The organism is Arthrobacter sp. TE12232, assembly GCF_054062615.1.
In genome coordinates, this window is the sequence record NZ_JBSSFK010000001.1 from 1,409,858 (window position 1) to 1,431,706 (window position 21,849).

The window sequence follows — 21,849 nt, forward strand, 5'->3', positions numbered from 1 at the left end:
ATCCTGGAGTGGGGCGTTGAGTGGCGCGGGCAGACAGTCAGGCGGCCTGGGAGTCAGGCGTTGCGCGGTCAGGCGGCGGCGGGGTCTTCGCTGCGGCTCGCGGACCGGGCGCTGGTGCGCCGGATCCCGAGGCCGAGCAGGAGCACGATGCCCACCATGAGCGGGGCGGAATAGAGGAGGATTCCGTTTTCCCCGGAGGGGTCGTACACCTCGGGCCGCGGCCAGGCGAGGTTGACCACCATGACGGCGCCGTAGAGCACCGCGAGGATGTTGACGGGCAGGCCCCAGCGTCCCAGGGAGAACAGCCCTGCCGGCATGGTCTGGCCCACCCGGTCCCAGTCGCCGCGGAGGCGGTTGAGGAGCTGCGGCACGGTGACCAGGAGGTACGCCACGTAGACCATGACGATGCAGACGCTGCATAGCGTGGTGAAGAGGGCGGCGTTGCCGACGTTGATGGCCAGCACGCCCACGGCCAGTGCGCCGATGGCGATGGAGGGCCACATCGGGGTGCCGCGGGTCGGGTGCACGGAGGAGAGCAGGGCGGAGGCGGGGAGTTTGCCGTCGCGGGCCATGGAGAACACCAGGCGGGACCCGGCGGTCTGGATGGCGAGGGTGCAGACGAAGATGGCCACGGCCACGTCGACCAGGAGCACTTTGCCCCAGAAGGTGCCCAGGACGGCGGTCAGCACGTAGGGCAGGCCCTCGGTGGCGAGCCGGCCGTCGTCGAGGCTGGGCGCGGCCATCAGCGCCGTGATGATCGTGAGCGCCCCGCCGATGCCGGAGATGATCAGGGCGGAAAGGATGGTCCGGGGTGCCGTCTGCCGCGGGGACTTGGTCTCCTCGGAGAGCTCACCGGCCGAGTTGAAGCCCACCATGACGTAGGCGGCCATCAGGCCCGAGACCATGAACGCGCCTACCGCGCCGAGGTCGGATCCGGCCAGGACGGTGGTGTCCATCACGACGTCGGGTCCGCGCTGGGCGGCGGTGATGAGCGCCAGGATCACGGCGGCGACGCCCACGATTTCGCAGGTGACACCCACGGAGTTCACGTGGGACATCAGTTTGACGCCCAGGGAGTTGATCACCGTGGTGACCACCAGCAGGATGGCCCCGAGGACGACGGCGTTCGCGGCGCCGGTGGTGGTGTTCAGGGCGGGGTCGCCTCCCACAAGCTGGAATCCGTCCCAGAGCTGGGGCAGCACCACCTGCATGGCGATGGCCGCTGCGGCGGCGGTGACCACCTGCGCCAGGGCCATGAACCAGCCCGCGAACCAGCCCACCGTTTCACCGCCGACGCGTCGGGCCCACTGGTAGACCGCCCCGGAGAGCGGGTAGCGTGCTGCGAGCTCCGCGAAATTCAGGGCCACCAGCAGCTGGCCGATCAGCACAACCGGCCAGGTCCAGAAGAAGGCCGGCCCGGCGAAGGAGTAGCCGAACGCGAAGAGCTGGAAGATGGTGGTCAGGATGGAAACGAAGGAGAAGCCTGCCGCGAAGGAGGCGTAACGGCCCAGCTTGCGGTGCAGGGAGGGCTCGTAGCCAAGCGACGTGAGGTCTGCATCATCCGTCTGCGCGGATGAGGGGAGAACTGTGGATGTCATCGAAAATCTCCGGGGCTGGAACGGCGTTGGGGTTGATGCGTTCCGGCAAATGCAGCACTGGGCCCAACGCTGCGGAATACCGGTCACTTGATAGTTTTCCAGCCGGACATCCCGAACTCGTTTCGCCCGTGTAAAAGGTGGATTGACGGAATATTTCCGTGGTGTTTCCCGGATCTCACCGGGTTTTGGGCCGCAGCGCGGGCCCCGCCGGGGTGCGAGGGCAGAGGCCCGCCGGGGTGCAAGAATGATGCCGTGACAACAACCGGCCCGGGGCGCCCCCGCAAGCAGCAGCCCTCCCGTCCGGGGGCCACCGCCCGTGACGAGATCCTCGATGCCGCCGCTGAACTCTTCACCACGCAGGGGTATGCCAACACCTCAACGCGCTCCATCGCGGAAGCCGTGGGGATACGCCAGTCGTCGCTCTACCATCACTTCAGCCACAAGGACGACATCCTCGAGGTTCTCCTGGCGGGCACGGTAGCCGGTGGTCTCGCCTTCGCCCGCACAGTCTGCGCCCTGGGTGACGGGGACCGTAGTCCCGTGGCGGCTGCGGCGCGACTGCACGCCGTCGCGCTCTATGACGGGACCCAGTTGTGCACTGCGCGCTGGAACCTCGGGGTGCTCTACAACCTGCCGGAGGCGCGCAGCCAGCGGTTCCACAGCTTCATGGCCGACAGGACGGAGCTCCGCGGCCTGTACCAGCGGCTGGGGGCGGACCTCCCCGCGACCGGGTGGGCCGGCACCAGCCAGAACGGGGACCTGGCCTTCCGGCTCGTGGAGTCGCTTGTTAGCCTCCGGGCCGACGGGCTGAACACACCGGAGTCACCACTGCAGGCGGCCGACGCCGGCATCGTCCTTTGCGGCCTGGCGGACAGCCTTGCTGCGATCCGGGCCCGGAGTGCGGAGCTCGTGACCAGCATGGGTTGATGGTCGGCGGACCCCATTCTGCTCACCTGAAGGCGCCACAGGACCGGTTCCCGGCACGTCACCTGTCCCGGCCGCGCCCGAACGGCTAGCATTCAGCAGTACCGGTGCCCTGAGAACCCGGCATTGCTGTCTTCCCGCAGGACACGGCGGAGCGCTGCAGGAACCCGGGCAACAGAGCTGTCTGGAATCAGGACCGCAGGACCCTAAAGGAACCCCCGCGGGTTGAGGCTTAAGGAGGAAGAGTTGTCGAACTTCCTCTTCGCCACGCTCGACGCCGGCGGCAACCTCCCGCCCGCCCTGGGCATCGGCCGCGAGCTGCTGCGGCAGGGACACCGGGTCCGCTTCCTCGGGCACGCCCGTCAGGCGACGGCGGTGGAGGCCACCGGCGCGGAATTCATTCCCTACCGGCAGGCGGCCCCGCTGGATCTCGCCGTGCCGGCCCCCGCGCACCGGCAGTTCTCGGCCATGCTGTCCGCATTCAGCGACGCCGGCATCGGCCGGGACCTTGTGGCGGAGGCGCGACGGGAGCCGACCGACGTCGTCGTCATCGATTGCCTGCTCCTGGGCGCGATCGATGCCGCCGCCAAAGCCGGGCTGCGGCATGTGGTGTTGGTCCACAGCTTCTTCGCGTTCTTTGACGGCCCGTTCCGGCATGGCCCCATGGGCGCCGCACTCTCGCTCAAGGGGCTGCCTCCGCGCCGCGTGATGCGGCATGCGGAACGGGTACTGGTCTGCGCGGACCCGCTCCTGGACCCGGCAGGCTCTTGGGACAGGGTCTCTTGGGAGAGCCACCCGGACAAGGTGGTGTGGTCCGGGGCCGTAGTAGACGACGTCGTGTTGGCCGGTGCCGGGACGACGTCTGCCGAGCAACTGGTTCCCGCACGGCCCCCGTCCGCGGCGCCGTCGTCAGGGGTCTTGACTGCCGGACCGCCTCCCGAACCTCCGGCCGGACCTCCGCGCGTCCTGGTGAGTCTGAGCAGCACGGCGTTCTCCGGGCAGCAGGAGGTGCTGCAGAAGATCCTGGATGCGGCGTCCGGATCGTCCGTGGAGCTGATCGTGACCACGGGCCCCGCAGTGGATCCGGCGAGCCTATCCGCGCCGAAAAACGCCACGGTGCACCACTACGTCGACCACAACCGGATCATGCCGGGCTGCAGTGCGGTCATTTGCCATGGCGGCCACGCCACGTCCATGCGCGCGCTGGCCCACGGCCTGCCGGTCCTGGTCGTGCCGATGCACCCGATGATGGACCAGCACATGGTGGGTAAGGCCATCAGTACGGCGGGCGCCGGCGTCTTGCTGAACCGCACATCGTCGCCGGAGCAGATCGGCGCCGCCCTCGCGGCCCTGTTGGCGTCCGAGAGTCACCGCAGGGCAGCGGCGTATATCGGCGACCGCCTCCGCAGGGCCGCCGGGGCCAGGGCCGGTGCGCAGATCCTCGCCGACCTGGCTGGCTGAGCGCGGGGCGTGAGCCTGCCGCTCCAAGCGGCTGAGCCTGCCGGCACAAGCGGTGGAGCTTCCCGCGTCCTCTGTCCCGGCGTCGGCCGCAGGACTAAGCTTCCAGCTGCACCGATGGGATTGCCACCGTGCTGAAACCGTTGCGTGGAAGGACATTTGTCATGGAATGCATAACGTGGTTCGCACCGATCCTGCCCGGGAAACTGGAGGCGTGGAAAGCACTGGACGCCGAGATGAGCGGGGCCCGGGCCGAAGAACACAAACGCTCGCGCGAGCGCATGGGCATGACCCGCGAGGTTGCCAGCCTCATGCAGACCCCACAAGGGGACTTCGTCTGCCTGTTCCACGAGGCCGAGGATTTGGAGAAGGCGTTCCGGGCCCTTTCGACGTCGGATGATCCCTACGACGTGTGGTTCCGGGAGCAACTTGTGGAGCTCCACGGCCTAACACCGGAGATGCTGCAGGGCCCTCCCCGGCCCAGCTGACGTTCGACTACAGGGCGGACTGAGCTGCAAGCCTCCAAACTAGCCAAACCCGCCGGGACTCCTTCGGGACTTGACTAGCAGGGACTGGGAGCTCTTCCTCGGAGTTCCCTCATCTGATCCTCAATCGCCCGAATGCCCCGAATTCTCCGCCGCCCGACGGAATTGGGTAGCAACGACAACTCCTGGCCTACTCGACGGCTCGAACCCGACATTGTTCGGCTGTAGTGAGCGGCGCAAGGAGCCGCGACAAAAGCCCGTAGAGGAGCCGGGCGAAGAAAGCCTCACCCCGCCGGCAGTCCCTCCACGAACGCCACCTGTGTCGAGTATTGCTGGTAGAGCTTGACGGCTTCGTCGATCTCAATGTGGCCGAAGTTCAACGCGACCTGCAGTCCCTCCAACTGGGCGCTGCAGGTCTCGGCCGCGCTCACGCGGTCTGCCAGCGAACGTGACGTGGCAAAATTTGTGGCCAGCGCCGCGGCAACGGAAAAGATCACCGCGAACAGGCACAGCACGCGCCACACAAGAGAGTCGTCGCTCAGGTTGAAGATTGCCGCCACCGATTCGGTGAACCCTGTGCCTCCGAAGGCGGGACCGGCAGTGAGCGCGGCGGCCAGCGCGCTGCCTACGATGCTGATATTGGCCAGCCGGGTGCGCCGGGGTCTTTCCTTGCTGAGATAGGAACGGAGGGCCTGCTGCTTCTCGTCGATGCGGGAGGACAGCCTTTGCCGCGTATCGGATGTTTCGTCCATGATCTGGTACCAGCTTCCCTCGCCGATCGTGTCCGCACGCCCGGAAAGTGAGAACCGTCTGCCGGTGGCCCGTCTGCTTCCCCGGAATTCCCCAGCCAGGGCGGAAGCTCCCCGCCCCGTTGCGGCTCTCCTCCCGAAACGCGCACACGTTTAGGATGCTCCCGCGTCACTGCGGGTGTCTAGACACCGGACCGCCGACGTCGGCGCTGCCCGCGCGCCCGGACTGCCGGCGTCGACAGTCCCCGCGGGCCTGCTTCTTTCGCGATTGGGCGCCGTCAAGTCGCCCACCACGGCATTTGGGGCCTATACGGGAGGCCGCCATATTCGCTGGTCGTCGAGAGGGAGGTCAGCCGGCGGGGCGGTGATATGGGCCGTGATCCCCTGGGCACGGAGTTCGGCCACAAGGATGCGCAGCATTTCCTCCGCCATGCCTTTCGTGAGCTCGCCTTTGGTGTCAGTCCAAATCATGGGGCCCTGATCGGTCAGATAGACGTCGGAGACGTAGTTCGGCGTGTACTGGGGGTATTCGCCAGTCATTTCGGCGCGAGTGAGTTCATTGCCGTCCTGATCCACCGAATAGAAGCGCCCTGCCGCGGCATACAGCGCCCTGGCAGCCTTGTCCTGGTCGTCGGACACGACGAGGAACGCCGGTGACGTTTCCCATCCGTCGCCCAGTCCTTCCTCGTACTTCTCTCCCTGCTGATCGAAGATGTCAGGCGCCACGGTTACGCTCATCGCGCTGTTTCCCTTCAAGTTGCTGTCGCGGGCAATGGGCGTGCTCGACGGCGGGCTCGGTACAGGGGTTGCCGCCCGCGGGGTGGGCGAAGTGATGACTGGACCGGGTTGCGTGAATCCAGAGCATCCGGCCAAGGCGATTCCGAAAGCCACCGCTACTGCCCCGCAAAGATGTCGTCTTGACATTTGCCTCTCCCCCGACGCCTATCAGCCGAGGTCAGCGTACGCTACACCCCTCACGCCGGCCTACACCCGTTGGGGATGGGGCCCGCTCGCGGATGCCGCGGGCGGCCTCCATGGGACTTGTCGGGCGGCCCGGCTGCCCGAACCACCGGGTTACCGGCGGCTTCCGCCGGTGCCAAACCAAGAACCGCGCGACGACGGCGAACGACCCCCGCCTCCAGCGTTGGAGACGGGGGCCGTGTCTGCGGTTAGTGGCGTGCGGCTGCTGGGATTCGGTCAGTGCAGGGACCGCAGCGACGCATACGGTTCGCTCGGCAGGTTACCCGCCATCCAAGGGCGTGTGGACCGCTCGAGCGGGGTGTGGCCCCGGCCGTCGCGGACGACCGCGACGATGGTGGCGACGCTTGCGTAGACCATGAGTGCTACGAGCAGGATGGCGGCAAATTCCATGGAAAAACACCTCGGGCGATTGATGAAGCTGGTTGTTGGGGCGAGTGATGAAGTTGCTGGTCGGGGCCGGATTCCGGGGTAATCGGTGCGGTGAGGGCTTCAGTTGTGGTCGGGTTTCCGGACCCCTTGTTTCCGGTCCTTTGGGGGGGACATGTCCAGTTTCCGCGGTCACCGTGTGAGCCAGCGTGTGAGCGGTTTCGCGCCCATTCTTGGCTCCGGCCTGGGTCCGGTCCCGCAAAGACGCCGACGCCGTTATGTCCTACCTGCCCGAAGAAGAGGCTGTTCCGCTGGCGTGGCCGCACTGCTACCTTGACTGGATGGAACGATCTCTGATGAGGCCAAGGAACCGCAAGATCCTCGCGGGAGTCTGCGCAGCTATTGCTCAGCGCTTCGGCATCTCCGTGACGCTGGTCCGCCTCGGCTTCGTATTCTTCGGCTTCTTCGGCGTCGGCGAAGTGGTCTATATCGCGTTGTGGGTCCTCATCCCCAAGGCCAAATAACGGCCACATGTCCGAACAGTCCGCAGCGGACACCAGCATGACGGCAGGCGGCGGCAGCGTTTCCGGCCTCCCGCCGTCGTGCAGGACTACGAGCAGTTTCTGGCGGCCGTCCAGCTCTTTGCCGGCCTCACGGCGCTTGCTGATGGAGTCGGTGACGCGTTCGCGTTTGATTTCATGTTCCCTCTGCGCCGACGCAGCCATGAACGTGAAGACCATCGACCCCGCGGGAGCCGCCGGACGCTGGCTGTTTCAGACGAAAGGATGCTTCATCGCTCAGCGGTGCGTTCCGGGTCTGCGGCGTATTCGGACCAGCCGCCGGCGTAGAGCCGGCCTTGGCCGAGGCCTGCGTGTTCAAGGGTCAGCAGGTTGTGGCATGCCGTGATGCCTGATCCGCAGTAGGAGACGATGGCGGACCCGTCTCGGATCCCGGCGCGGGCGAACGCCTCGCGCACTTCCGGGATGGGGCGCAGGCGCCCGTGCTGGTCGAGGTTCTCCCGGCAGGGCACATTCACGGCCCCTGGGATATGCCCTGCCTGAGGATCGGTGGGTAGCTGAAGGCTGCCGTCGAAGCGATCCGTGTTGCGCGCGTCGACGATCGCCCCGTGCCACCTGTCAAGGTCCTCGGCCTGCACCAGGCGTTCCGAGGGCCAGTCGGAAGCGGTGAATGTCGTCGGGAAAGGACGTGCCGGATTCCTCTCGAGCGGGCCGGGCCATGCGGCGATTCCGCCGTCGAGCAGGGCCGCGCGCTTTCCGAGTGCTCGCAGCATCCACACGAGCCGTGCCGCGATGACTCCGCCGGCGTCGTCGTAGGCGACGACCGTCGGGTCGTCGCCGATGCCAAGCGAGGACATTCCTCGCGCGAACACTGCGGGATCCGGCAGCGGATTGAGTCCGCGCGGCCCGGTGTCGCCGGACAGCCAAGCGTCGAGGTCGACGAACACCGCGCCCGGGATGTGGCCGCCGTCGTACTCCGTCCGCCCGGACGAACCGTCGAGATACCAGCGCGAGTCGACCACGACTACGCCGTCGAGGTTCGCTCGAAGCCACATCGCGTCAACGAAGACGGGCGGGAAGCCACGGGTTGCCTGAGTCGATTCCATGGCCCATGGTAATCATGACGTCCACAATTCAAGACACTTAGTCTCACATTTCGAACACTTCGAACACTTGCGATGCGCGCCCTCGTCTCAGCACACGTAGTCCGCCCCGGGCGTACGGTAAATGATCTGCGTGCGGGCAGGCTGTTCCTTCTCCTGATCCGACTTAGTGCCTCGAAACGTCCGTGTCACGAAACGAGTGTGATGCGGGGCCTTCTCCGGCGGCCGTGAGCAAGCCCATGGAGCCCCCGCGCCGCCGCCGGTCCCCCGGCGTAGCATGACTCATATGGCCGACACATGGATTCGGCTCCTCGGTCCGCCCAGGATCGAGTCGGCTGGCACCCCACTCCGGCAGCCCCGGGGCCGCAAGGCCTGGGCTGTGCTGGCCTACCTCGCGCTGCAACCGGACAGCACCGGCCGGGCCCGGACGGCCGCCCTCCTGTTCCCCGACGCCGAGGACCCCCTCGGCGCGCTGCGCTGGAACCTCTCCGAGCTGCGGCGGACCCTCGGCGCGGACTCGGTCGGCGGCGACCCGCTGAAACTTATGTTGCCGGCCGGCTGGCACTGCGACGTGATCGCGGCCCTGCACCCCGCCGGCGACGCCGACCCCCGCGCCTTCGACGGCCAGCTCCTGGAGGGTCTTGCCTTCGCGGACTGCCCCGTGTTCGAGTCGTGGTTGGAGGACCAGCGGCACCGGCTCGAGAACTGCGTGCTGGCGCTGCTCTACGAAGCCTCGCTCGGCGCGCTGTCGGCGGGAAGGGCGGACGACGCCGTCGACCTCGCCACCCGCGCGCTGCGCCTGGACCCCTTCAACGCCGACTGCCATGCCGTGCTGATCAAGGCCCTGCTCTCCCTGGGCGAGTACCGGCGGGCGCGGGATCAGGCCGATAAGTGCCGGGATCTCTACCGGCGGGAGCTCGGGCTCGGCGTGCCCGCGGAGGTGCGCCGGGCTCTGGTGGACGCGGACCCGGTGGCCGAGCCCGGGCTGCCGGCCAGTGCGGCCACGGTGCGGTCCTACCTCGATGCCGCCGGGGCGTCGCTCTCGGCAGGTTCGGTGGATCGCGGGCTGGAGCAGCTGCGGCTCGCCGTCGGGCTTGCCCAGCGCACCGATGATCATCATCTGCTCGCCGAATCCCTGGTCACGCTGTCCGGGGCCATGATCCATCAGGCCGGCGGCCGCGGTGCCGAAGTTGCGGACCTCCTGCACCGCGCGCTGTCGGCGGAAGGGCCCGACGGCGTCTCCCGGACTGCCGCGACCGCCTTCCGCGAGCTGGGCTACCTGTCCGTCCAGCGCGGGGTTCCGGACCGTGCGGCCGGCTGGCTGGACCGGGCGATGCGCGCGGCTCAGGGTTTCCCGGACGAGCAGGCGAGGATTCTGGCGATCCAGGGCATGCTGGCGTCGGACACGGCGCACTATGGGGACGCCGTTGCAGCTTTCACCGAATCGGGGCGCCTGGCCCGGGAGGCCGGGAACCGGCGGCAGCAGGCGTTCAGCGAGGCCCTGCTGGGTCGCGTGCACCTGCTGCGCGGCGACCTGGAGCTGGCGGCCGCCTGCCTGGACCGGGCCCTGGGCTGGGTCGCGGGGGAACACTGGACGGCGTTCGAGCCGTTTGTCGCCGGAGTCCGGGGCGAAACCTACCTTGCCGAGGGCCGGCTGGACGCGGCGGCGGACCTGATCGACCGGTCCTGGGTCATGGCCGAGCTCGCCGGCGACCACTGCTACATGGCCCTCGCGGCCGGCGCCGAAGCCCGGCTGTTCCTCGCCCACGGCGACCTTGCTGCCGCCGAACACTGGATCAACCGGGGCCTGGAACCCACGCCGTGGTACCTCTGGTACTCGGCCCGGCTGCTCGATGTTGCGGCGGAAGTCGCCATCGCCACCGGGTCACCGCGTGCTGCCGAGTTCGTGGAGCGTCTGGCCGCGCTGGCCAGCCGGAGCGGCATGCGGGAGTTCACGGTCCGGGCGCAGTCGCATCGTGCGGTCCTCGGCGACGAGGCCGCCGCCCAGGCCGTGCCCTGGCTGGCCAAAGAGATCGACAACCCCGCGCTGGCCGCGTTCCTGGACCGGCGCCACGGCGTCCCGCTGTGACCGGGTTGGTTGGCACGTGACAGCGTCGTACCCGTTCCACGGCGAGCTGTGGCACTACCCCGAGGAATCCGGGTGGCATTTCATCACGCTGCCGCCGGACCTGGCCGAGGAGTTCAGGGACGACGCCGCCCCGTTCGCCAAGGCCTTCGGTTCGGTCAAGGTGACCGCTTCCATCGCCGGGCAACGCTGGTCGACGTCGGTCTTCCCGGACAGCAAGAGCGTCTCGTACCTGCTGCCCGTCAAGAAGGGCATCAGGACGGCGGCGGGTATCCGCGCCGGCGACGAGGTCGACGTCGAACTTGAACTCGAATACGGCGGTTGAGCGGGACTGACACAGCACAGGTGGGTTAAACAAAAAGCAGGGCCCGTCCGAAGACGGGCCCTGCTCGAAACCTAACGGTCCCGGGTATCTAAAAGGAAATTAGATAGCCTGGATGTTGGTGGCCTGGGGACCCTTGGGGCCCTGCTCGGTTTCGAAGGAGACCTTCTGGTTCTCTTCGAGGGAGCGGAAGCCGGAGGAGTTGATCGCAGAGTAGTGTGCGAAAACGTCCTGTGAGGAGTCATCGGGGGAAATGAAGCCGAAGCCCTTTTCAGCGTTAAACCATTTGACGGTACCAGTAGCCATTATTTTTGTCCTTCGTGAAGGTGGAGGAACTGTCCCGACTTTCGGGTCCTCCTGTTTGGGGTGCTCAAAACCGCTGCTTCAGAAGAACAAGGTCTTGCAACCTTGCGTACTGCCTGAACTACGAACTGCATAAACACAACAACAAGATCAACTGTACAGGAGATTCCGGACGCCATTTACCACAGCCCCGTCGAGGCGCCGCCCGCAGCATTCCCCGGGGCGGCCACCGACCGCTGCGGCTCCCGGGCGGCCCCGGCCCCGCCCGCCTGCGGGCAGACAGCCTGTACCGTTCCCGGCCGCGGGCATATCCTGCAGGAAGACCAGTCCGTGACCATCAGTTACCGGAGGAAGACCCATGGAAATGCCGAAAGCGTCCGACGCCGACAAGGAGCACTTCCGCTCGGTGCTCCCGGATCGTCCCGAGGTGGTCATCAAGCCCATGTTCCGGAACCTCGGGGCGTTCGTGAACGGCAACATGTTCGCCGGCCTGTTCGGACCCACCATCGGCGTGAAGCTGGGCGAGGAAGACAAGGAAATGCTCGAAAGTACCGAACGGACTGTTCCGTTCGGACCGGCCGAGCGTCCGATGGGCGGCTACACCGGGCTGCCGGAGATCTGGAATGCCGAGGGCGACGGCGATGAGGCGCGGGCCAGGGCCTGGGTGGAGAAAGCATTCGAACATGTGGCCGGGCTGCCGCCGAAGGCGTCGAAATCCCCCAAGGCGCCTAAGGCGAACGCCGCAAGGAAGTAACCATGCCGTCCGCCGCTGCAGGACCGGACAACGTTATCGACACCCTTATCATCGGGGCCGGGCAGGCTGGTCTGGCCACGAGCTACTGGCTCAGCCGGGCCGGCGTCGAACATCAGTTGCTGGAACGGCGCGACACGCTTGGCGGGGCGTGGCAGGACCGGTGGGACGCGTTTTGCCTGAACACGCCGAACTTCTCGCTCGCGCTGCCCGGCATGCCGTATGACGGCCCCGCCCCGGAAGCTTTCATGCTGCGGGATGACCTCATCCGCCATTTCCGGCACTATGCCCAGCGCATCGACGCTCCTGTCCGAACGGGTTCGGATGTCACGGGTATCGCGCCCGCGGATGGCGGCGGCTTCAACGTGGCCACAACCCAGGGCATCTGGCGGGCCCGGAACGTGGTGCTCGCTACCGGCGGCTACCAGAAGCCGAAAATCCCCGCACTGTCGGCGCAACTGCCTAGCCACATCCTGCAACTTCACACCGACAGCTACCGGAACCCGGGCCAGCTGCCCGACGGTGCCGTGCTCATCGTTGGCACCGGCCAGTCCGGCGGTCAGATCGCCGAGGAACTGCTCGCCGTCGGCCGCGATATCCACCTGGCGGTGTCCACGTGCCCGGAAGCGCCGCGCCGGTACCGCGGCCAGGACCTTATTTATTGGATGATGCAGCTTGCACAGTTCGGCCCCGACTATGGACTGAACGGCCTCACGGTGGGTCAGTTGCCCTCCCCCGCGGCGAGGTTCGCCTGCAACCCGCTGGTGTCCGGCGCCGACGGGGGCCACGACATCCATCTGCGGGACTTCGGTCGGCGCGGGGTCCGGCTGCACGGCCATTTGGAAGCAGCCGACGACGGCGACCTCGTCTTCAGTGATGACCTTCCGGAACGCCTGGGCCTGGTGGAGTCGGCGTTCTACCAGCGGATGAAGCCGATGTTCGACAGCTATATTGCCGCCACGGGCATGTCAGCACCGGAGCCGGAGCCGCCGCGTAAGGACGATTGGCTTCCTTCGGAGCCGGCGCGGCTGAACCTCGAGGCCGCCAACGTCACGTCGGTCCTCTGGGCCACGGGCTACCGGCTGGACTTCAGCATCTTGGACATCCCGGTGCTGGACGAATGGAACTACCCCCGGCACCACCGCGGCGTCACCGAACACCCGGGCCTGTACGCCGTCGGGCTGCCGTGGCTGACCGGGCACGGCTCCTCCATCGTGGCGGGCGTGGGCCGCGATGCCGAATACATTGCGCAGAACATCGCCGGGAACGTCGCCGCCCGGTGAAGGCGGCGTTCCGGAGGAGCTGCTACCCCGCGCACTCCCCGTCGAAGTCCACTGGCGCGGCGAGCCCGGTCGAGCTGAACCATTCCCGGGCCCAGGCCTGGACCGAGGGCGTCGCGAGCTGCCCGGCAACAAGCTCCGGCGGCCTGTCGAACACGGACTTCCCCTCCTCCAAAAGGTCCCCGCGGCCGCTGCCGGCGAGGACCCCGAAGAGGGCAGGCTGGTCCAGGAACGGAAGCTTCCCGCCGTCGCCATCGGTCAGCACACCCCAGCGCGAGGTGAACAGCGAAAACTTCTCCGGACGTTCCCCGTGGTCCGCCACGAGCGGGCAGGCTTCGCCGTCGAGCTGGATCCGCCGGTAGTTGGGCTCCGTGTCGTCGAGGGCCATCAGCTGAATATCATCCAGCCACGAAAGCCAGACCGCCGTGCACTCCCCCAGCAGCGGATACGGGGCGGCGGCTATGTAGCCGGCCTTGCTCACGTGGGCGGAGTGGCCAACGGCGATGTTGTGGAGCTGCCCCCGGACCAGCGGGAGGACCGCGCTGACAGGCTGGTGGTGGTTGGCGAATTTCCGCCGCATCACGTCGGCGCTTGAATTCGAGCCGATGGAGACCACCAGGGAACGGGCTTCCAGCGGCGCCGCGCCCGCTTGCGCGCACCTGAAGTTCTACAACGAGAACCGCGGCTACGTAAACACCACCAACACTAAAGACGAGCTCACCGCCGACTTCCCCGTCCTGGACTGCGTCACGACGCCGGGATCCCGTAAACCACCACTGCCATGAATAACAGGAACCCAAGAATTCGTGCCATGGCAGCATTGTTCCAACCAAGACCAGAGATGGGAACACCCGACTGTTACCCAGCTCAGAAAGCTCTCCAACCAACCAGCGTCAAGCGGCGCCGGGGCCGCGGAGCCGCCCAACCGGCAGCGCTGCCGGGGACCGCATACTCCCGGCAACACACCAAGCTCCCGCCGCTACGGGTGCACCAGCACCTTCACGGCAGGGTCCTTGTGGTTGATGAGGGTGTCGAAGCCCCGCTCCACGAGGTCGTCCAGCGCGATCCTGCCGGTGATGAACGGTTTGAGGTCCACCTTGCCCTCCTGCACCAGCTTGATGACCGTGGGATGGTCCCGGACGTAGGCGATGGTGCCGCGCAGGTCGATCTCCTTGAGCACCTGCCTCTGCATGTCCACGGTGGCCGACGCGCCCCAGATGAACAGTGGTTCGTCAGCGCGACGAAGTCTTCCTCGGCCCGGCGCCTGCCTCGCCTGCCACAGCCGACCACGGCATCAACTGCCTGTAGGTAGAGCAGCTCCCCACCCCGCCGCTCGCCTCATGTGCAGGTCGCCGATGTCCGGCAACGGCGGTCACAGCATCCGGCTGAGCAAGCTGGGCCTCCGGCTGTACGGCCATTTCGAGGGAACGGACGACGCCCTCCTCATCTCCAGCGCAAACCTCAGCGGATGAAGGTGACGCTTGACGCGTACATCGCCGCGGGCTGGCCGCGGCGCGCCCACTGACGAAGCTACGGCCGCCGGCGACTAGCAACCGGCGGACTCAGGTGCCCGCCAGGACCTCGATGCCGGGGGTATCACCCCCGTCATCTGGTGCACCGGCAAGCGGCGAAAGACCCCCACCGCGGCTCGCCTCCAGGACGAGAGCATGGGCGACATCGAGGGGTATTCGTTCTTGTTCCAGGCGGAAGGGGCCGCCCTGCTGGGCGTCAGTGACCGTCTGGTAGGCCGCATTCTCTTCGGCAGTGAGCAGCGGCAGGAATTTGCGTGCCCGGAGCAAGCTTCTGCCGTGGCGGTCCTCCCGAACGCCGAACCTACCGTACTCACGAAGAGTTGAGCAGTTCATCAAGATGGTGCGCACATCCAGCCCCCGGCTGCGATATTGGTGGACGATCTCGAAGCCTTCCGCGTCGAGGTCACCCCAATAGATGACGGCGCTGCACTCGGCGGCCCACTCAAGGTGCGGGACGGTGACCGGTCCGGCTGCGCCTGCTCCCTGAATGGCGATGCCGCCGTCGAGAGGAGGGAAGAAGAGCGCTGTGTCTTTATTCTCGGTGATGACGATGGTCCGTGGAGCGTAGCAGGGAGCGGCGCTGTCGCCCTCGGTAACCGCATCGTACCGGCGGCCACCTTCAAGGTGCTTCGAGTCGAGGTACGCGAAATGCACCGTGCGGGGGCGGCGAACGAGCCCCAGCTCATCCTTGCCGCTGAGCGCTTGAACGAGGTGCTGCCTGGTGTTTAACCATTTGCCGTCAAGGCCTTCGACGGGCACCTGCCTGGGAGTCATACCCGTGGCGTCGTGGTGGCGGAACCAGTCCGCGGCGGTCAACAACAGGTCGAAGTCGACGTCAGCGAGCGCAGTTAGTTCGCGTAGCAGTGGTGCGAGTTCGGTTTCCGGAAAACGGCTGCCGACGATGGCGCTGCGGACCCGGGCTGTCCCGATCCGGCAGGGCCATTCCCCTCCGATCAGCCGCACGGCCGTGTCGACGTCCGGGAGCTTCAGATGAGTGGGCAATTTCTGTGACGTGCCGAAGACCCGGCGCACGGCGACTTCTAGGTCGACGCCGTGTGCGTCGGCCCAGTCCCACCAGCTGTGTACCCAGTCCATGGCGGCGGGAAAGTCGGCTTCGACGGCTTCCATGCGTGGGGCGCTGAGGCTGATCCGGCGCGGCCAGTCCGCTACTGGGGTCAGGACGGCGCGCTGCCATCTGTCCTCAAGAACCAGCCACCGTTCCAGTGCAGCGAGAATCTGCTCTTGGGTCTTCATACTGTCTCTAGTGTCGACGCGGTAGTCTGTGGTGTCCTATCCAGAGCCACGGGGACTTCACGCATGGGGCTGATCCGCGAGTAGCAGTCCGGCTTGTTGATTCCGAGGATGAGGTCCACGTGCCTCTCGATGCCGCTGACCTTGTCCAGCGGAGCGCCAATGATGAGCTGAAAGCCCAGTTTCTTCCACGCACCGACCGCGCGTCCGGCGAATTCCGCGTCCGCCTTGATGAAACCTTCGTCGAGCAACACCGGGGCGAAGCGTGGCCGCGTGCTGCTTTCCTCGTCGCCGAGCTGGTAGCGCAGCGCGGCACCGACGATGAACGCGACGAGTTCCTGAGTTTCGCCGCCGCTCTTGCCCCCGAGGCTGTCGTAGACGCTGAGCTGAGTCCCGTTCTCGTCAACCCGTTCGGCGGTGATGGCGATGTGCCGGTGCACGTCCAGATGGTTGTCTCGAGTGCTGGGTGCGCCCTTGGGCAGGGTGTCGAGGGTGCGGATCAGGTTGATGAAGGAGGCGATCTCCCGGAACCGGTCGTCGGTTTCCGCGTCGGTGTAGGCGGTGGTCGCGCCCTCGGCGATCTTTCTCAGACGCTGGAGGAAACTGCGGACCTGCTGGTTGGGCAGGCGGCGCAGGGTAATGCGCAGTCGGTCCATGTCCCGCCCGAAGGGGATGTTGGTGAGGATGTCGTTGACGGCGCCGAGGCGTTCCTCAATGCGGTTTATCGCTTCGCGCATAGTGTAGGCGAGGGTGACGAGGTCGCGGCCGGTCCACTGGGCCATTTCCCGTTTGAACTCGTTCCGGCGCTCGGGCAGTCCTTCGGCCACAAGTCGATCGAGGATGGCCCGGTAATTCGGGTAGGATTCCACGGCTTTGCCGAGGTCGCCATCGTCCCACAGCCGATGGTAGTTCTCGAATGTCCGCCGCAGCGCTTCGGCGGCCTTGGCTTCCTTTTCGCTGGCTTCTTCGGCCCGTCCAGCGAGCTGGCGTTTAACCTTCTCGAAGGAGTCCTTAAGGCGGTTCAGGTCCCCTGCCACGCCGAACTCGGCCAGGGCGACGTCGAGGGTTGCCCGCTGGTCGTCATTGAGGGCGGTGTCGGCCTCTGCTGTCTCGATGCCGTCACTCACCGCGTCCTGCCGGTCCACGAGCGGGCCGTGCTCCTTGTCCAAGTCACGGATCTTGGTCTCCGCGTTGACTCGGCGGCGGTTGGCTTCGCCATGCTGCTCGTCGAGGACCTGCCATTCCTTTTCGAGTGCGGCCATCACGGAGTTGGCCCCGCGCAGCCGGTCCATTTCTGCGTTGGCCGCCACGATCCGGTTATCCACGCTGGCGACGTCGATCTTCTGCCAGGAGGCGTAGCTGACGAACCGGTACGCCTCGTGGCGGCGGTGCAGGCTCTTGCTCTGCTCCTCAAGGTTCTTGCCATCCACGAGAAGCCCAGCGAGTTCCTTGTCCAAAGCATCGAGGCGCTGGGCCACCTGCTGCCGGTGGGTTGCGTTGGAGAAACCGATAACGGACTCTCCGGCCCTGCCGCCGTGCGCTCCGCGGCTCCCGTCCTTGACCTGACCAGTCGCCGTCACCTGCCGTCTGCCGTCGTCGACGAAGTCGCGGGCAGTTTCCACGCGCTCGTGGTCGAATCGCTTTGAGACCTGCTGTTCCACCCAGCCCCGGAATGGTGAGTCGGCGAACTCCAGCGTGCCAGCCAGGGTCCCGCCAGGCATCTGTACGCCGGGGAGGCCGGTGGCGACCGCGTCGAAATTGATGCGGTCGGACAGCGGCAGCGAGTCGATACTGCGCCGGAACCCTGCCGCGGCGTCTCGGTCCACGAGCATGGTGGTGGCGAAGCCGCGCATGACCAGTTCGGCCGCCAGCCGCCACGGCTCGTGCTCAGTCCGTACGTCGATCAGCTCGGCGACAAACGGCAGGTCCGCCTGATCCATTCCGGCCAGGGCTGCCATCTTGGCGCGGGCTTCGATGTATCGGCGCGGGAGCTTGGAGGTGCGCCCTTTCAGCGACTCGTGCTCCTCCCTTACTTCCTCCCGGTTCTCTTGGACCTTCCATGTTCGACGTTTGACCTCGTCCAGACGCTTGGTCAGGTCCTCGTCCTGCTTCTCGTAGGAACGTACGAACTCCTGCGCTTCGCGGGTCAGGGACGCGAAGGCCTCCTTGTCCTGTGGTGTCGGTTGGCCGAGGGGCCGTATGAACTCTGTGAAATTGAGTAGTTCGTCGGCGGCCTGCCCGCGTTCGATGGCGAGCGCGTCGAGACGGTGTCCAAGCTCCTCCATTGCTTTGCCGCCGTTTGCGCGCTGGTTATCCCGATTCCGGTCCAGTCGCTGCTTCAGGTCCTGTTCCTCAGCGGAAGCGCTGCGATATGCGTCGGTGTTGGTTTTGTGGGCGGCGCGGTTGGCGTCGGTCGCCGCGTCGAGCAAGTTCCGTTCGGTGAACAGCTTCCACAGCAAGAAAGGGGTGGGCCCGTCGGCGTGGATGCGGAAGGTGTCGATCACATCGCGGGCCTGCTGCGCGGCTGTCATGTCCTCGTAGAAGCTCGGGATCGGTTTGAGGACCTCGACCTTTTGGGCTGCAGTCTGCATGGCCTCGTGGGTCTTGGCCAGATCGTCGAAGTGGCTGATCACCTCATCGGCCTTCTCATAGGTTTCGGGTTTCTCCAGTACGAGCTGCTTGTAGAGCACGTCAACAGATTTGACTTGGTGGCCTCCCTGAATCCGGGAGAGCAGTTTCATGGCTTTAGCCCCGTCCCCGTTCTGTCCGATGCCGAGTTTGGTGTGCAGGCCCTGCGCGAACGTGGCGTAGGAGTCGTGGTTGCGCATTGTCGGGTACCGGCCGGTCAGCGCCCGGGGAAGGAATTTGTCGGCGGAGAACTCTTCCATGTCCTTTAGGTTCAAGACCCCGTCCATGGTGAGCATGCGCATGGTCAGGTCGGCGGCGGTCGATGCGCCTACCTTGGCGTGGTAGAGGCGCAGGGCCGTGAAGTTCCGGTCGTCGTCGTTGCGGAAGGTCGCGGCGATCGCCGACCACGTAGCGGTGCCCTTGCCTCGGAGAATTTCGTCGATGAGCTCGCCGGTTTCCTCGTCCCGCACGGTGTCCACAGCGCCCCTGATGTAGGACAGGGCGCTGCGCTGGTCCTTGCCCCGCGCCCGTCCCTTGCCCTCGTTGGAGGCGCCGTTGAACGGTGTGTTGGAGTCCATCATCAGGGCGGTGTATGCGTCGAGGAGAGTGGACTTGCCGGTCCCGGACGGGCCGCTGATCAGGGTAGACCGGTCGAAGTCCACACAGTGGTAGCCATGGAAGGTGCCCCAGTTGACAAGTTGCATCCGTTCAAGCTGCCACTGGGGGATGTCCTCGAACATTTCGACAGAGAGCACGGGAGCACCGCTCATACCGGAGTACCACCTTCCACGTCGCTGACAACCCACTGCCGCAATTCGCGCAGCTTCTCCACCGTGAGCACGGAGTTAATCACCGGGGCGACCCGGAACCGTTCGGCGTCGCCGTCGGTCTTGATCAGGAGGCTTTCATCGACCAGCCCTTTGATCGCGTTGATTTCGCGCTGGCGGGTGTCGACGTGGTTTGTGGCGTCGGGCCGCCGGTAGGTTTCCAGCCAGCTCAACAGTTCCTCGCGGTCCACGTGCACCGCCGCCGCACCGCTGGACCATTCGCGAGCGTAGAGTTCCCGCAGCTCGACCAGCAGGACTGTTTCCTCCAGTGTGTACTGCCGGTCGTACAGCAGGGTCGGGAACGTGCCGCCAGCCTCCGGCGTGGCGCTGCGCTTGTACGCGAACTGCCGTTCTTCGTCGAGCACGAGCACCTGAAAGAGTTCGTTGAGGCGGGACCCGATAGCCGTCCGGGATTCCAATAGGGTCTGCCATTCGCGCGGGTACTTGTCGGCGGCAAGGTACTTGCGTCTGAGCAGGATCACCAGTGTCCTGCGCTGAGCGAGGGTGAGCTCTCCCCGGTCCCCATCGAAGAGACCGCCCCCGGTGCACGATCCTTCGAGCTCCAGGTCGACGTCGATTGGCTCGTCCTCCGGTTGCCTGGCGTCATCGAGGACGTCGTAACCGGTCGTCTGGTTTGTCATTGTGTCTCCTCGGCTACGGCGAGCGCGGCGCGCTCTTCATCGGTAAAAGTCAGGCGGGGCGCTCGGTACGCGACGCGGGTACCATCGCTGCGCACCGCCTCGAACACGTCCTCGCCCTCGCTGCGGACGAGGGCAGCGCCCGCCACATGCAGGATGCCGAGCACTTCGACGGGTCGCCGGTCGGCGGCGGGCAGGTGGTTGAACACCCTGGCGGCAGTCAGGGTCCGGTCCTCAGCCAGCCCGTGCAGCAGGGCCGAGCGCAGCAAAGCGAAGGTCGGGCCGCCCTGCTGGCGGACCTCCTCGGCGGACAGTGCTACGGCATCCTGCCCGATGTCCTCCAGAGGCGGCGGAGGAGCGTGGTCTGCCGGGTCGTAGGGCCGCTCGCGCAAGGTGGCAACTTCGAGCTTGGCCGGCGTCAGCGACAGGTCGGTGCGCGTGCGCACGCCCGAGCGTTCGATCCGCTCGGCCAGCTTCTGTTTGAGGTGGTTCAGCAGCGAGTCGAGTTCGCGGCTACGCAGGGCCTCCTTCTGAGCCAGATTGGTCCGCAGGGTCGCAGACAGGTGCCGCTGCTGGTCCTGGATGGTCTCCACCCCGCGCATCAATAGCCCGGCGAGCGCTGTTACCCGTTCCCGATCGGTGCGGGACAAAGCCCTAGAGAATGGGTGCGCGAGGATGGTCTCGATGTCCTGCCGCAGGTCCGCGAGCAGTTCCTCGCGGGCCAGCAGGTCCAGGGCGCCTTGGTAGGCACGGCCCTCCATGGAGTGGTTGAGCACGTCGCCCGAGCGTCGGAGATAGTCACCCACGACCTCGCCCTTGGGCCGCTCGTCCGTGCGGAAGTCGCCGATGATCTCCCGGTGCATGTTGGAGACGAGCTCCTCGACCCTCTTGAAATCCGAGGGTAGGTCGTTCAGCAGATCCGCGAGGTTCCGGAACGCTTCCAGCATCCGGTCATCGGAGGCTGTCTCGATCACGCCGCCGTCCGCGATACGGTCCCTTTCGGCAGTGAGCCGGATGATCTGCTCGTTCAGCATCCGCAGCCGCGCGTCCCGGTCGGGATTTGCGGCCATGGCGCTGCTGCGGGCGACGTCGAGGATGGTGCGGATGCGGGACTCGGACAGCAGGGCGCGCTCGCTGCCGAGGTTCTGCACGAAGTCGATGGCCTCTTGCGCTTGGGAGGTGAGGGCATAGAACTCCTCCCCGTCCTCCCGGGAGTCGAGGATCAACCATTTGCGCCTTACCCAGTATCGGCACATCTGTCGAGACTCGGTCGGGTCCGGCGCCTCGTGACCGCTGGCACCGAGGACTTCGAACAGGGTCTGGACGTGGGCATGAAAGGCCGTGGCTGCCACCTGCAGGACATCACGGGAGAAAGTCGCCCGGAAGATGGCAACGACCAGCGGCGCCTCCTGTCTGTTGAGCAGCCCAAGGGCCGGCCTAGCGAAAGCCGTCTCTGCCCGGTTGAGTTCAAGTATTACGTCCGCCACGATGCCCCCTTTTATCCATTTCGAAGGATAGGTGACGGCACTGACAGAAAAGTGGAAAGCGTGATTCTTGTTGAAAATTACCCCCACACGCGGCGCCGAGGCCGGTTGGAGCTGGTCAAGGCCCCGCAGTCCATAACCAGCTGTCCGTGACAACGCCGGCATCAAAACGATGCAGGAACTGGCCGAGTTGGGGGCATCGAGGCGGACTACCTGGCCGGCCGGCTGCGGAGCCCGAGACAAAGCCTTCGTCGGTCCGCTGGCCGAGGCGGCCCTGGAGCGGATGAGCCTTGACCGCGTAGTTCTGGGCGCCGACGCCGTCACCGTCGAGGACGGCATCCGCGAGGCCGATCACGCCCCGACCCGACTCAAGTGGCTGATTGCCGGGCGCGGGAAGGCGGTATACGAACGTTGGGCCCGTAACGACAACGTAGGCGGGGTGTCGACGTCCCTGAGCGGCTAACGTCAACGGTCAACAGCTGGGCAAGAAACTCGTGAGTGCGGTTCTACTGTTTCGCCCTGTTAGGGGCGCCTTTGCCTGCTGGGCCGATGGCAGGCATCGTGG

General features: G+C 66.3%; 21 protein-coding genes and 2 pseudogenes. 10 read left to right on the top strand and 13 right to left on the bottom strand.

Annotated features, from left to right (window positions below; genetic code table 11):
- Window positions 1-68 precede the first annotated feature (68 nt).
- Window positions 69-1,598, bottom strand: coding sequence for an amino acid permease (locus tag ACVWZ7_RS06165; protein WP_456507292.1), 1,530 nt, complete (start codon window positions 1,596-1,598; stop codon window positions 69-71).
- A gap of 252 nt (window positions 1,599-1,850) precedes the next feature.
- Here ACVWZ7_RS06165 and ACVWZ7_RS06170 point away from each other — a divergent pair, with 252 nt between their 5' ends.
- The 3 genes from ACVWZ7_RS06170 (at window position 1,851) to ACVWZ7_RS06180 (ending at window position 4,468) form a co-directional block, all read left to right on the top strand.
- Window positions 1,851-2,525: a TetR/AcrR family transcriptional regulator gene (locus ACVWZ7_RS06170; protein WP_456507293.1), complete on the top strand. Its 675-nt coding sequence runs from the start codon at window positions 1,851-1,853 to the stop codon at window positions 2,523-2,525.
- 243 nt (window positions 2,526-2,768) lie between these two features.
- The gene (locus ACVWZ7_RS06175) at window positions 2,769-3,983 is read left to right on the top strand and encodes a nucleotide disphospho-sugar-binding domain-containing protein (RefSeq protein WP_456507294.1); all 1,215 of its coding nucleotides are present in this window, start codon (window positions 2,769-2,771) and stop codon (window positions 3,981-3,983) included.
- 161 nt (window positions 3,984-4,144) lie between these two features.
- On the top strand, window positions 4,145-4,468 hold the full coding sequence (locus ACVWZ7_RS06180; RefSeq protein ID WP_456507295.1) for a DUF6176 family protein: 324 nt from the start codon (window positions 4,145-4,147) through the stop codon (window positions 4,466-4,468).
- A 281-nt stretch (window positions 4,469-4,749) separates the two neighbouring features.
- Here ACVWZ7_RS06180 and ACVWZ7_RS06185 read toward each other — a convergent pair whose 3' ends face one another.
- The 3 genes from ACVWZ7_RS06185 to ACVWZ7_RS06195 all read right to left on the bottom strand — a co-directional run bounded on the left by ACVWZ7_RS06185 (window position 4,750) and on the right by ACVWZ7_RS06195 (window position 6,585).
- Window positions 4,750-5,217, bottom strand: a complete 468-nt coding sequence (locus ACVWZ7_RS06185; RefSeq protein ID WP_116768145.1) for a hypothetical protein — start codon at window positions 5,215-5,217, stop codon at window positions 4,750-4,752.
- Window positions 5,218-5,520: 303 nt separating this feature from the next.
- Window positions 5,521-5,952 carry a hypothetical protein gene (locus ACVWZ7_RS06190; RefSeq protein ID WP_456507296.1) on the bottom strand — a complete coding sequence of 144 codons (432 nt, stop codon included), beginning with the start codon at window positions 5,950-5,952 and terminating at the stop codon, window positions 5,521-5,523.
- 459 nt (window positions 5,953-6,411) lie between these two features.
- A complete protein-coding gene (locus tag ACVWZ7_RS06195) occupies window positions 6,412-6,585 on the bottom strand; it encodes a hypothetical protein (protein ID WP_456507297.1) in 174 nt (57 codons plus the stop codon).
- 332 nt (window positions 6,586-6,917) lie between these two features.
- Between ACVWZ7_RS06195 and ACVWZ7_RS06200 the strand changes: the two genes are divergently transcribed.
- Window positions 6,918-7,085, top strand: coding sequence for a PspC domain-containing protein (locus ACVWZ7_RS06200; RefSeq protein ID WP_456507298.1), 168 nt, complete (start codon window positions 6,918-6,920; stop codon window positions 7,083-7,085).
- Between the two features lie 96 nt (window positions 7,086-7,181).
- On the opposite strand, the pseudogene ACVWZ7_RS06205 reads toward ACVWZ7_RS06200, so the two are convergent.
- Together ACVWZ7_RS06205 and ACVWZ7_RS06210 are read right to left on the bottom strand one after the other, a co-directional pair.
- Window positions 7,182-7,319, bottom strand: a pseudogene (locus ACVWZ7_RS06205) (recombinase family protein); the annotation flags it as partial.
- Window positions 7,320-7,351: 32 nt separating this feature from the next.
- Entirely contained in the window at window positions 7,352-8,185 is an 834-nt protein-coding gene (locus ACVWZ7_RS06210) for a sulfurtransferase (protein WP_456507299.1), read from the bottom strand.
- A 283-nt stretch (window positions 8,186-8,468) separates the two neighbouring features.
- Here ACVWZ7_RS06210 and ACVWZ7_RS06215 point away from each other — a divergent pair, with 283 nt between their 5' ends.
- Both ACVWZ7_RS06215 and ACVWZ7_RS06220 read left to right on the top strand, forming a co-directional pair.
- Complete coding sequence (locus ACVWZ7_RS06215; RefSeq protein ID WP_456507300.1) at window positions 8,469-10,271, top strand: BTAD domain-containing putative transcriptional regulator; 1,803 nt, start codon at window positions 8,469-8,471, stop codon at window positions 10,269-10,271.
- A 16-nt stretch (window positions 10,272-10,287) separates the two neighbouring features.
- Window positions 10,288-10,593: a DUF1905 domain-containing protein gene (locus tag ACVWZ7_RS06220; RefSeq protein WP_456507301.1), complete on the top strand. Its 306-nt coding sequence runs from the start codon at window positions 10,288-10,290 to the stop codon at window positions 10,591-10,593.
- A gap of 99 nt (window positions 10,594-10,692) precedes the next feature.
- Here the strand turns inward: ACVWZ7_RS06220 and ACVWZ7_RS06225 are convergent, their stop codons facing one another.
- Entirely contained in the window at window positions 10,693-10,896 is a 204-nt protein-coding gene (locus ACVWZ7_RS06225) for a cold-shock protein (RefSeq protein WP_011690916.1), read from the bottom strand.
- A 355-nt stretch (window positions 10,897-11,251) separates the two neighbouring features.
- Between ACVWZ7_RS06225 and ACVWZ7_RS06230 the strand changes: the two genes are divergently transcribed.
- Entirely contained in the window at window positions 11,252-11,647 is a 396-nt protein-coding gene (locus ACVWZ7_RS06230; protein ID WP_456507302.1) for a TfoX/Sxy family protein, read from the top strand.
- A gap of 2 nt (window positions 11,648-11,649) precedes the next feature.
- A complete protein-coding gene (locus tag ACVWZ7_RS06235) occupies window positions 11,650-12,927 on the top strand; it encodes a flavin-containing monooxygenase (protein WP_456507303.1) in 1,278 nt (425 codons plus the stop codon).
- A 22-nt stretch (window positions 12,928-12,949) separates the two neighbouring features.
- Here the strand turns inward: ACVWZ7_RS06235 and ACVWZ7_RS06240 are convergent, their stop codons facing one another.
- Window positions 12,950-13,540, bottom strand: a complete 591-nt coding sequence (locus tag ACVWZ7_RS06240; protein WP_456507304.1) for a hypothetical protein — start codon at window positions 13,538-13,540, stop codon at window positions 12,950-12,952.
- Between ACVWZ7_RS06240 and ACVWZ7_RS06245 the strand changes: the two genes are divergently transcribed.
- A complete protein-coding gene (locus ACVWZ7_RS06245) occupies window positions 13,530-13,709 on the top strand; it encodes a hypothetical protein (RefSeq protein WP_456509168.1) in 180 nt (59 codons plus the stop codon). The genes ACVWZ7_RS06240 and ACVWZ7_RS06245 overlap by 11 nt on opposite strands.
- 194 nt (window positions 13,710-13,903) lie before the next feature.
- On the opposite strand, the pseudogene ACVWZ7_RS06250 reads toward ACVWZ7_RS06245, so the two are convergent.
- The 5 genes and pseudogenes from ACVWZ7_RS06250 to ACVWZ7_RS06270 form a co-directional block, all read right to left on the bottom strand.
- Window positions 13,904-14,143, bottom strand: a pseudogene (locus ACVWZ7_RS06250) (2,3-butanediol dehydrogenase); the annotation flags it as partial.
- 343 nt (window positions 14,144-14,486) lie between these two features.
- Window positions 14,487-15,710, bottom strand: coding sequence for a Wadjet anti-phage system protein JetD domain-containing protein (locus ACVWZ7_RS06255; RefSeq protein WP_456507305.1), 1,224 nt, complete (start codon window positions 15,708-15,710; stop codon window positions 14,487-14,489).
- Window positions 15,707-19,105, bottom strand: coding sequence for an ATP-binding protein (locus ACVWZ7_RS06260; RefSeq protein ID WP_456507306.1), 3,399 nt, complete (start codon window positions 19,103-19,105; stop codon window positions 15,707-15,709). The genes ACVWZ7_RS06255 and ACVWZ7_RS06260 overlap by 4 nt, the downstream gene beginning before the upstream one ends.
- Window positions 19,102-19,803: a DUF4194 domain-containing protein gene (locus ACVWZ7_RS06265; protein ID WP_456507307.1), complete on the bottom strand. Its 702-nt coding sequence runs from the start codon at window positions 19,801-19,803 to the stop codon at window positions 19,102-19,104. Before ACVWZ7_RS06265 ends, ACVWZ7_RS06260 begins: the two co-directional genes overlap by 4 nt.
- The gene (locus tag ACVWZ7_RS06270; RefSeq protein WP_456507308.1) at window positions 19,800-21,287 is read right to left on the bottom strand and encodes a DUF3375 family protein; all 1,488 of its coding nucleotides are present in this window, start codon (window positions 21,285-21,287) and stop codon (window positions 19,800-19,802) included. Before ACVWZ7_RS06270 ends, ACVWZ7_RS06265 begins: the two co-directional genes overlap by 4 nt.
- Before the next feature lie 280 nt (window positions 21,288-21,567).
- Between ACVWZ7_RS06270 and ACVWZ7_RS06275 the strand changes: the two genes are divergently transcribed.
- On the top strand, window positions 21,568-21,747 hold the full coding sequence (locus ACVWZ7_RS06275; protein ID WP_456507309.1) for a hypothetical protein: 180 nt from the start codon (window positions 21,568-21,570) through the stop codon (window positions 21,745-21,747).
- The last annotated feature ends 102 nt before the right edge of the window (window positions 21,748-21,849 follow it).

What these genes read in the sequence shown, in the direction of transcription:
- ACVWZ7_RS06165 (WP_456507292.1), bottom strand. Translation starts at nt 1,598, where the DNA reads ATGACATCCACAGTTCTCCCCTCATCCGCGCAGACGGATGATGCAGAC.
- ACVWZ7_RS06180 (WP_456507295.1), top strand. Translation starts at nt 4,145, where the DNA reads ATGGAATGCATAACGTGGTTCGCACCGATCCTGCCCGGGAAACTGGAG.
- ACVWZ7_RS06185 (WP_116768145.1), bottom strand. Translation starts at nt 5,217, where the DNA reads ATGGACGAAACATCCGATACGCGGCAAAGGCTGTCCTCCCGCATCGAC.
- ACVWZ7_RS06190 (WP_456507296.1), bottom strand. Translation starts at nt 5,952, where the DNA reads ATGAGCGTAACCGTGGCGCCTGACATCTTCGATCAGCAGGGAGAGAAG.
- ACVWZ7_RS06195 (WP_456507297.1), bottom strand. Translation starts at nt 6,585, where the DNA reads ATGGAATTTGCCGCCATCCTGCTCGTAGCACTCATGGTCTACGCAAGC.
- ACVWZ7_RS06200 (WP_456507298.1), top strand. Translation starts at nt 6,918, where the DNA reads ATGAGGCCAAGGAACCGCAAGATCCTCGCGGGAGTCTGCGCAGCTATT.
- ACVWZ7_RS06210 (WP_456507299.1), bottom strand. Translation starts at nt 8,185, where the DNA reads ATGGAATCGACTCAGGCAACCCGTGGCTTCCCGCCCGTCTTCGTTGAC.
- ACVWZ7_RS06215 (WP_456507300.1), top strand. Translation starts at nt 8,469, where the DNA reads ATGGCCGACACATGGATTCGGCTCCTCGGTCCGCCCAGGATCGAGTCG.
- ACVWZ7_RS06225 (WP_011690916.1), bottom strand. Translation starts at nt 10,896, where the DNA reads ATGGCTACTGGTACCGTCAAATGGTTTAACGCTGAAAAGGGCTTCGGC.
- ACVWZ7_RS06230 (WP_456507302.1), top strand. Translation starts at nt 11,252, where the DNA reads ATGGAAATGCCGAAAGCGTCCGACGCCGACAAGGAGCACTTCCGCTCG.
- ACVWZ7_RS06235 (WP_456507303.1), top strand. Translation starts at nt 11,650, where the DNA reads ATGCCGTCCGCCGCTGCAGGACCGGACAACGTTATCGACACCCTTATC.
- ACVWZ7_RS06245 (WP_456509168.1), top strand. Translation starts at nt 13,530, where the DNA reads ATGGAGACCACCAGGGAACGGGCTTCCAGCGGCGCCGCGCCCGCTTGC.
- ACVWZ7_RS06255 (WP_456507305.1), bottom strand. Translation starts at nt 15,710, where the DNA reads ATGAAGACCCAAGAGCAGATTCTCGCTGCACTGGAACGGTGGCTGGTT.
- ACVWZ7_RS06260 (WP_456507306.1), bottom strand. Translation starts at nt 19,105, where the DNA reads ATGAGCGGTGCTCCCGTGCTCTCTGTCGAAATGTTCGAGGACATCCCC.
- ACVWZ7_RS06265 (WP_456507307.1), bottom strand. Translation starts at nt 19,803, where the DNA reads ATGACAAACCAGACGACCGGTTACGACGTCCTCGATGACGCCAGGCAA.
- ACVWZ7_RS06275 (WP_456507309.1), top strand. Translation starts at nt 21,568, where the DNA reads ATGAGCCTTGACCGCGTAGTTCTGGGCGCCGACGCCGTCACCGTCGAG.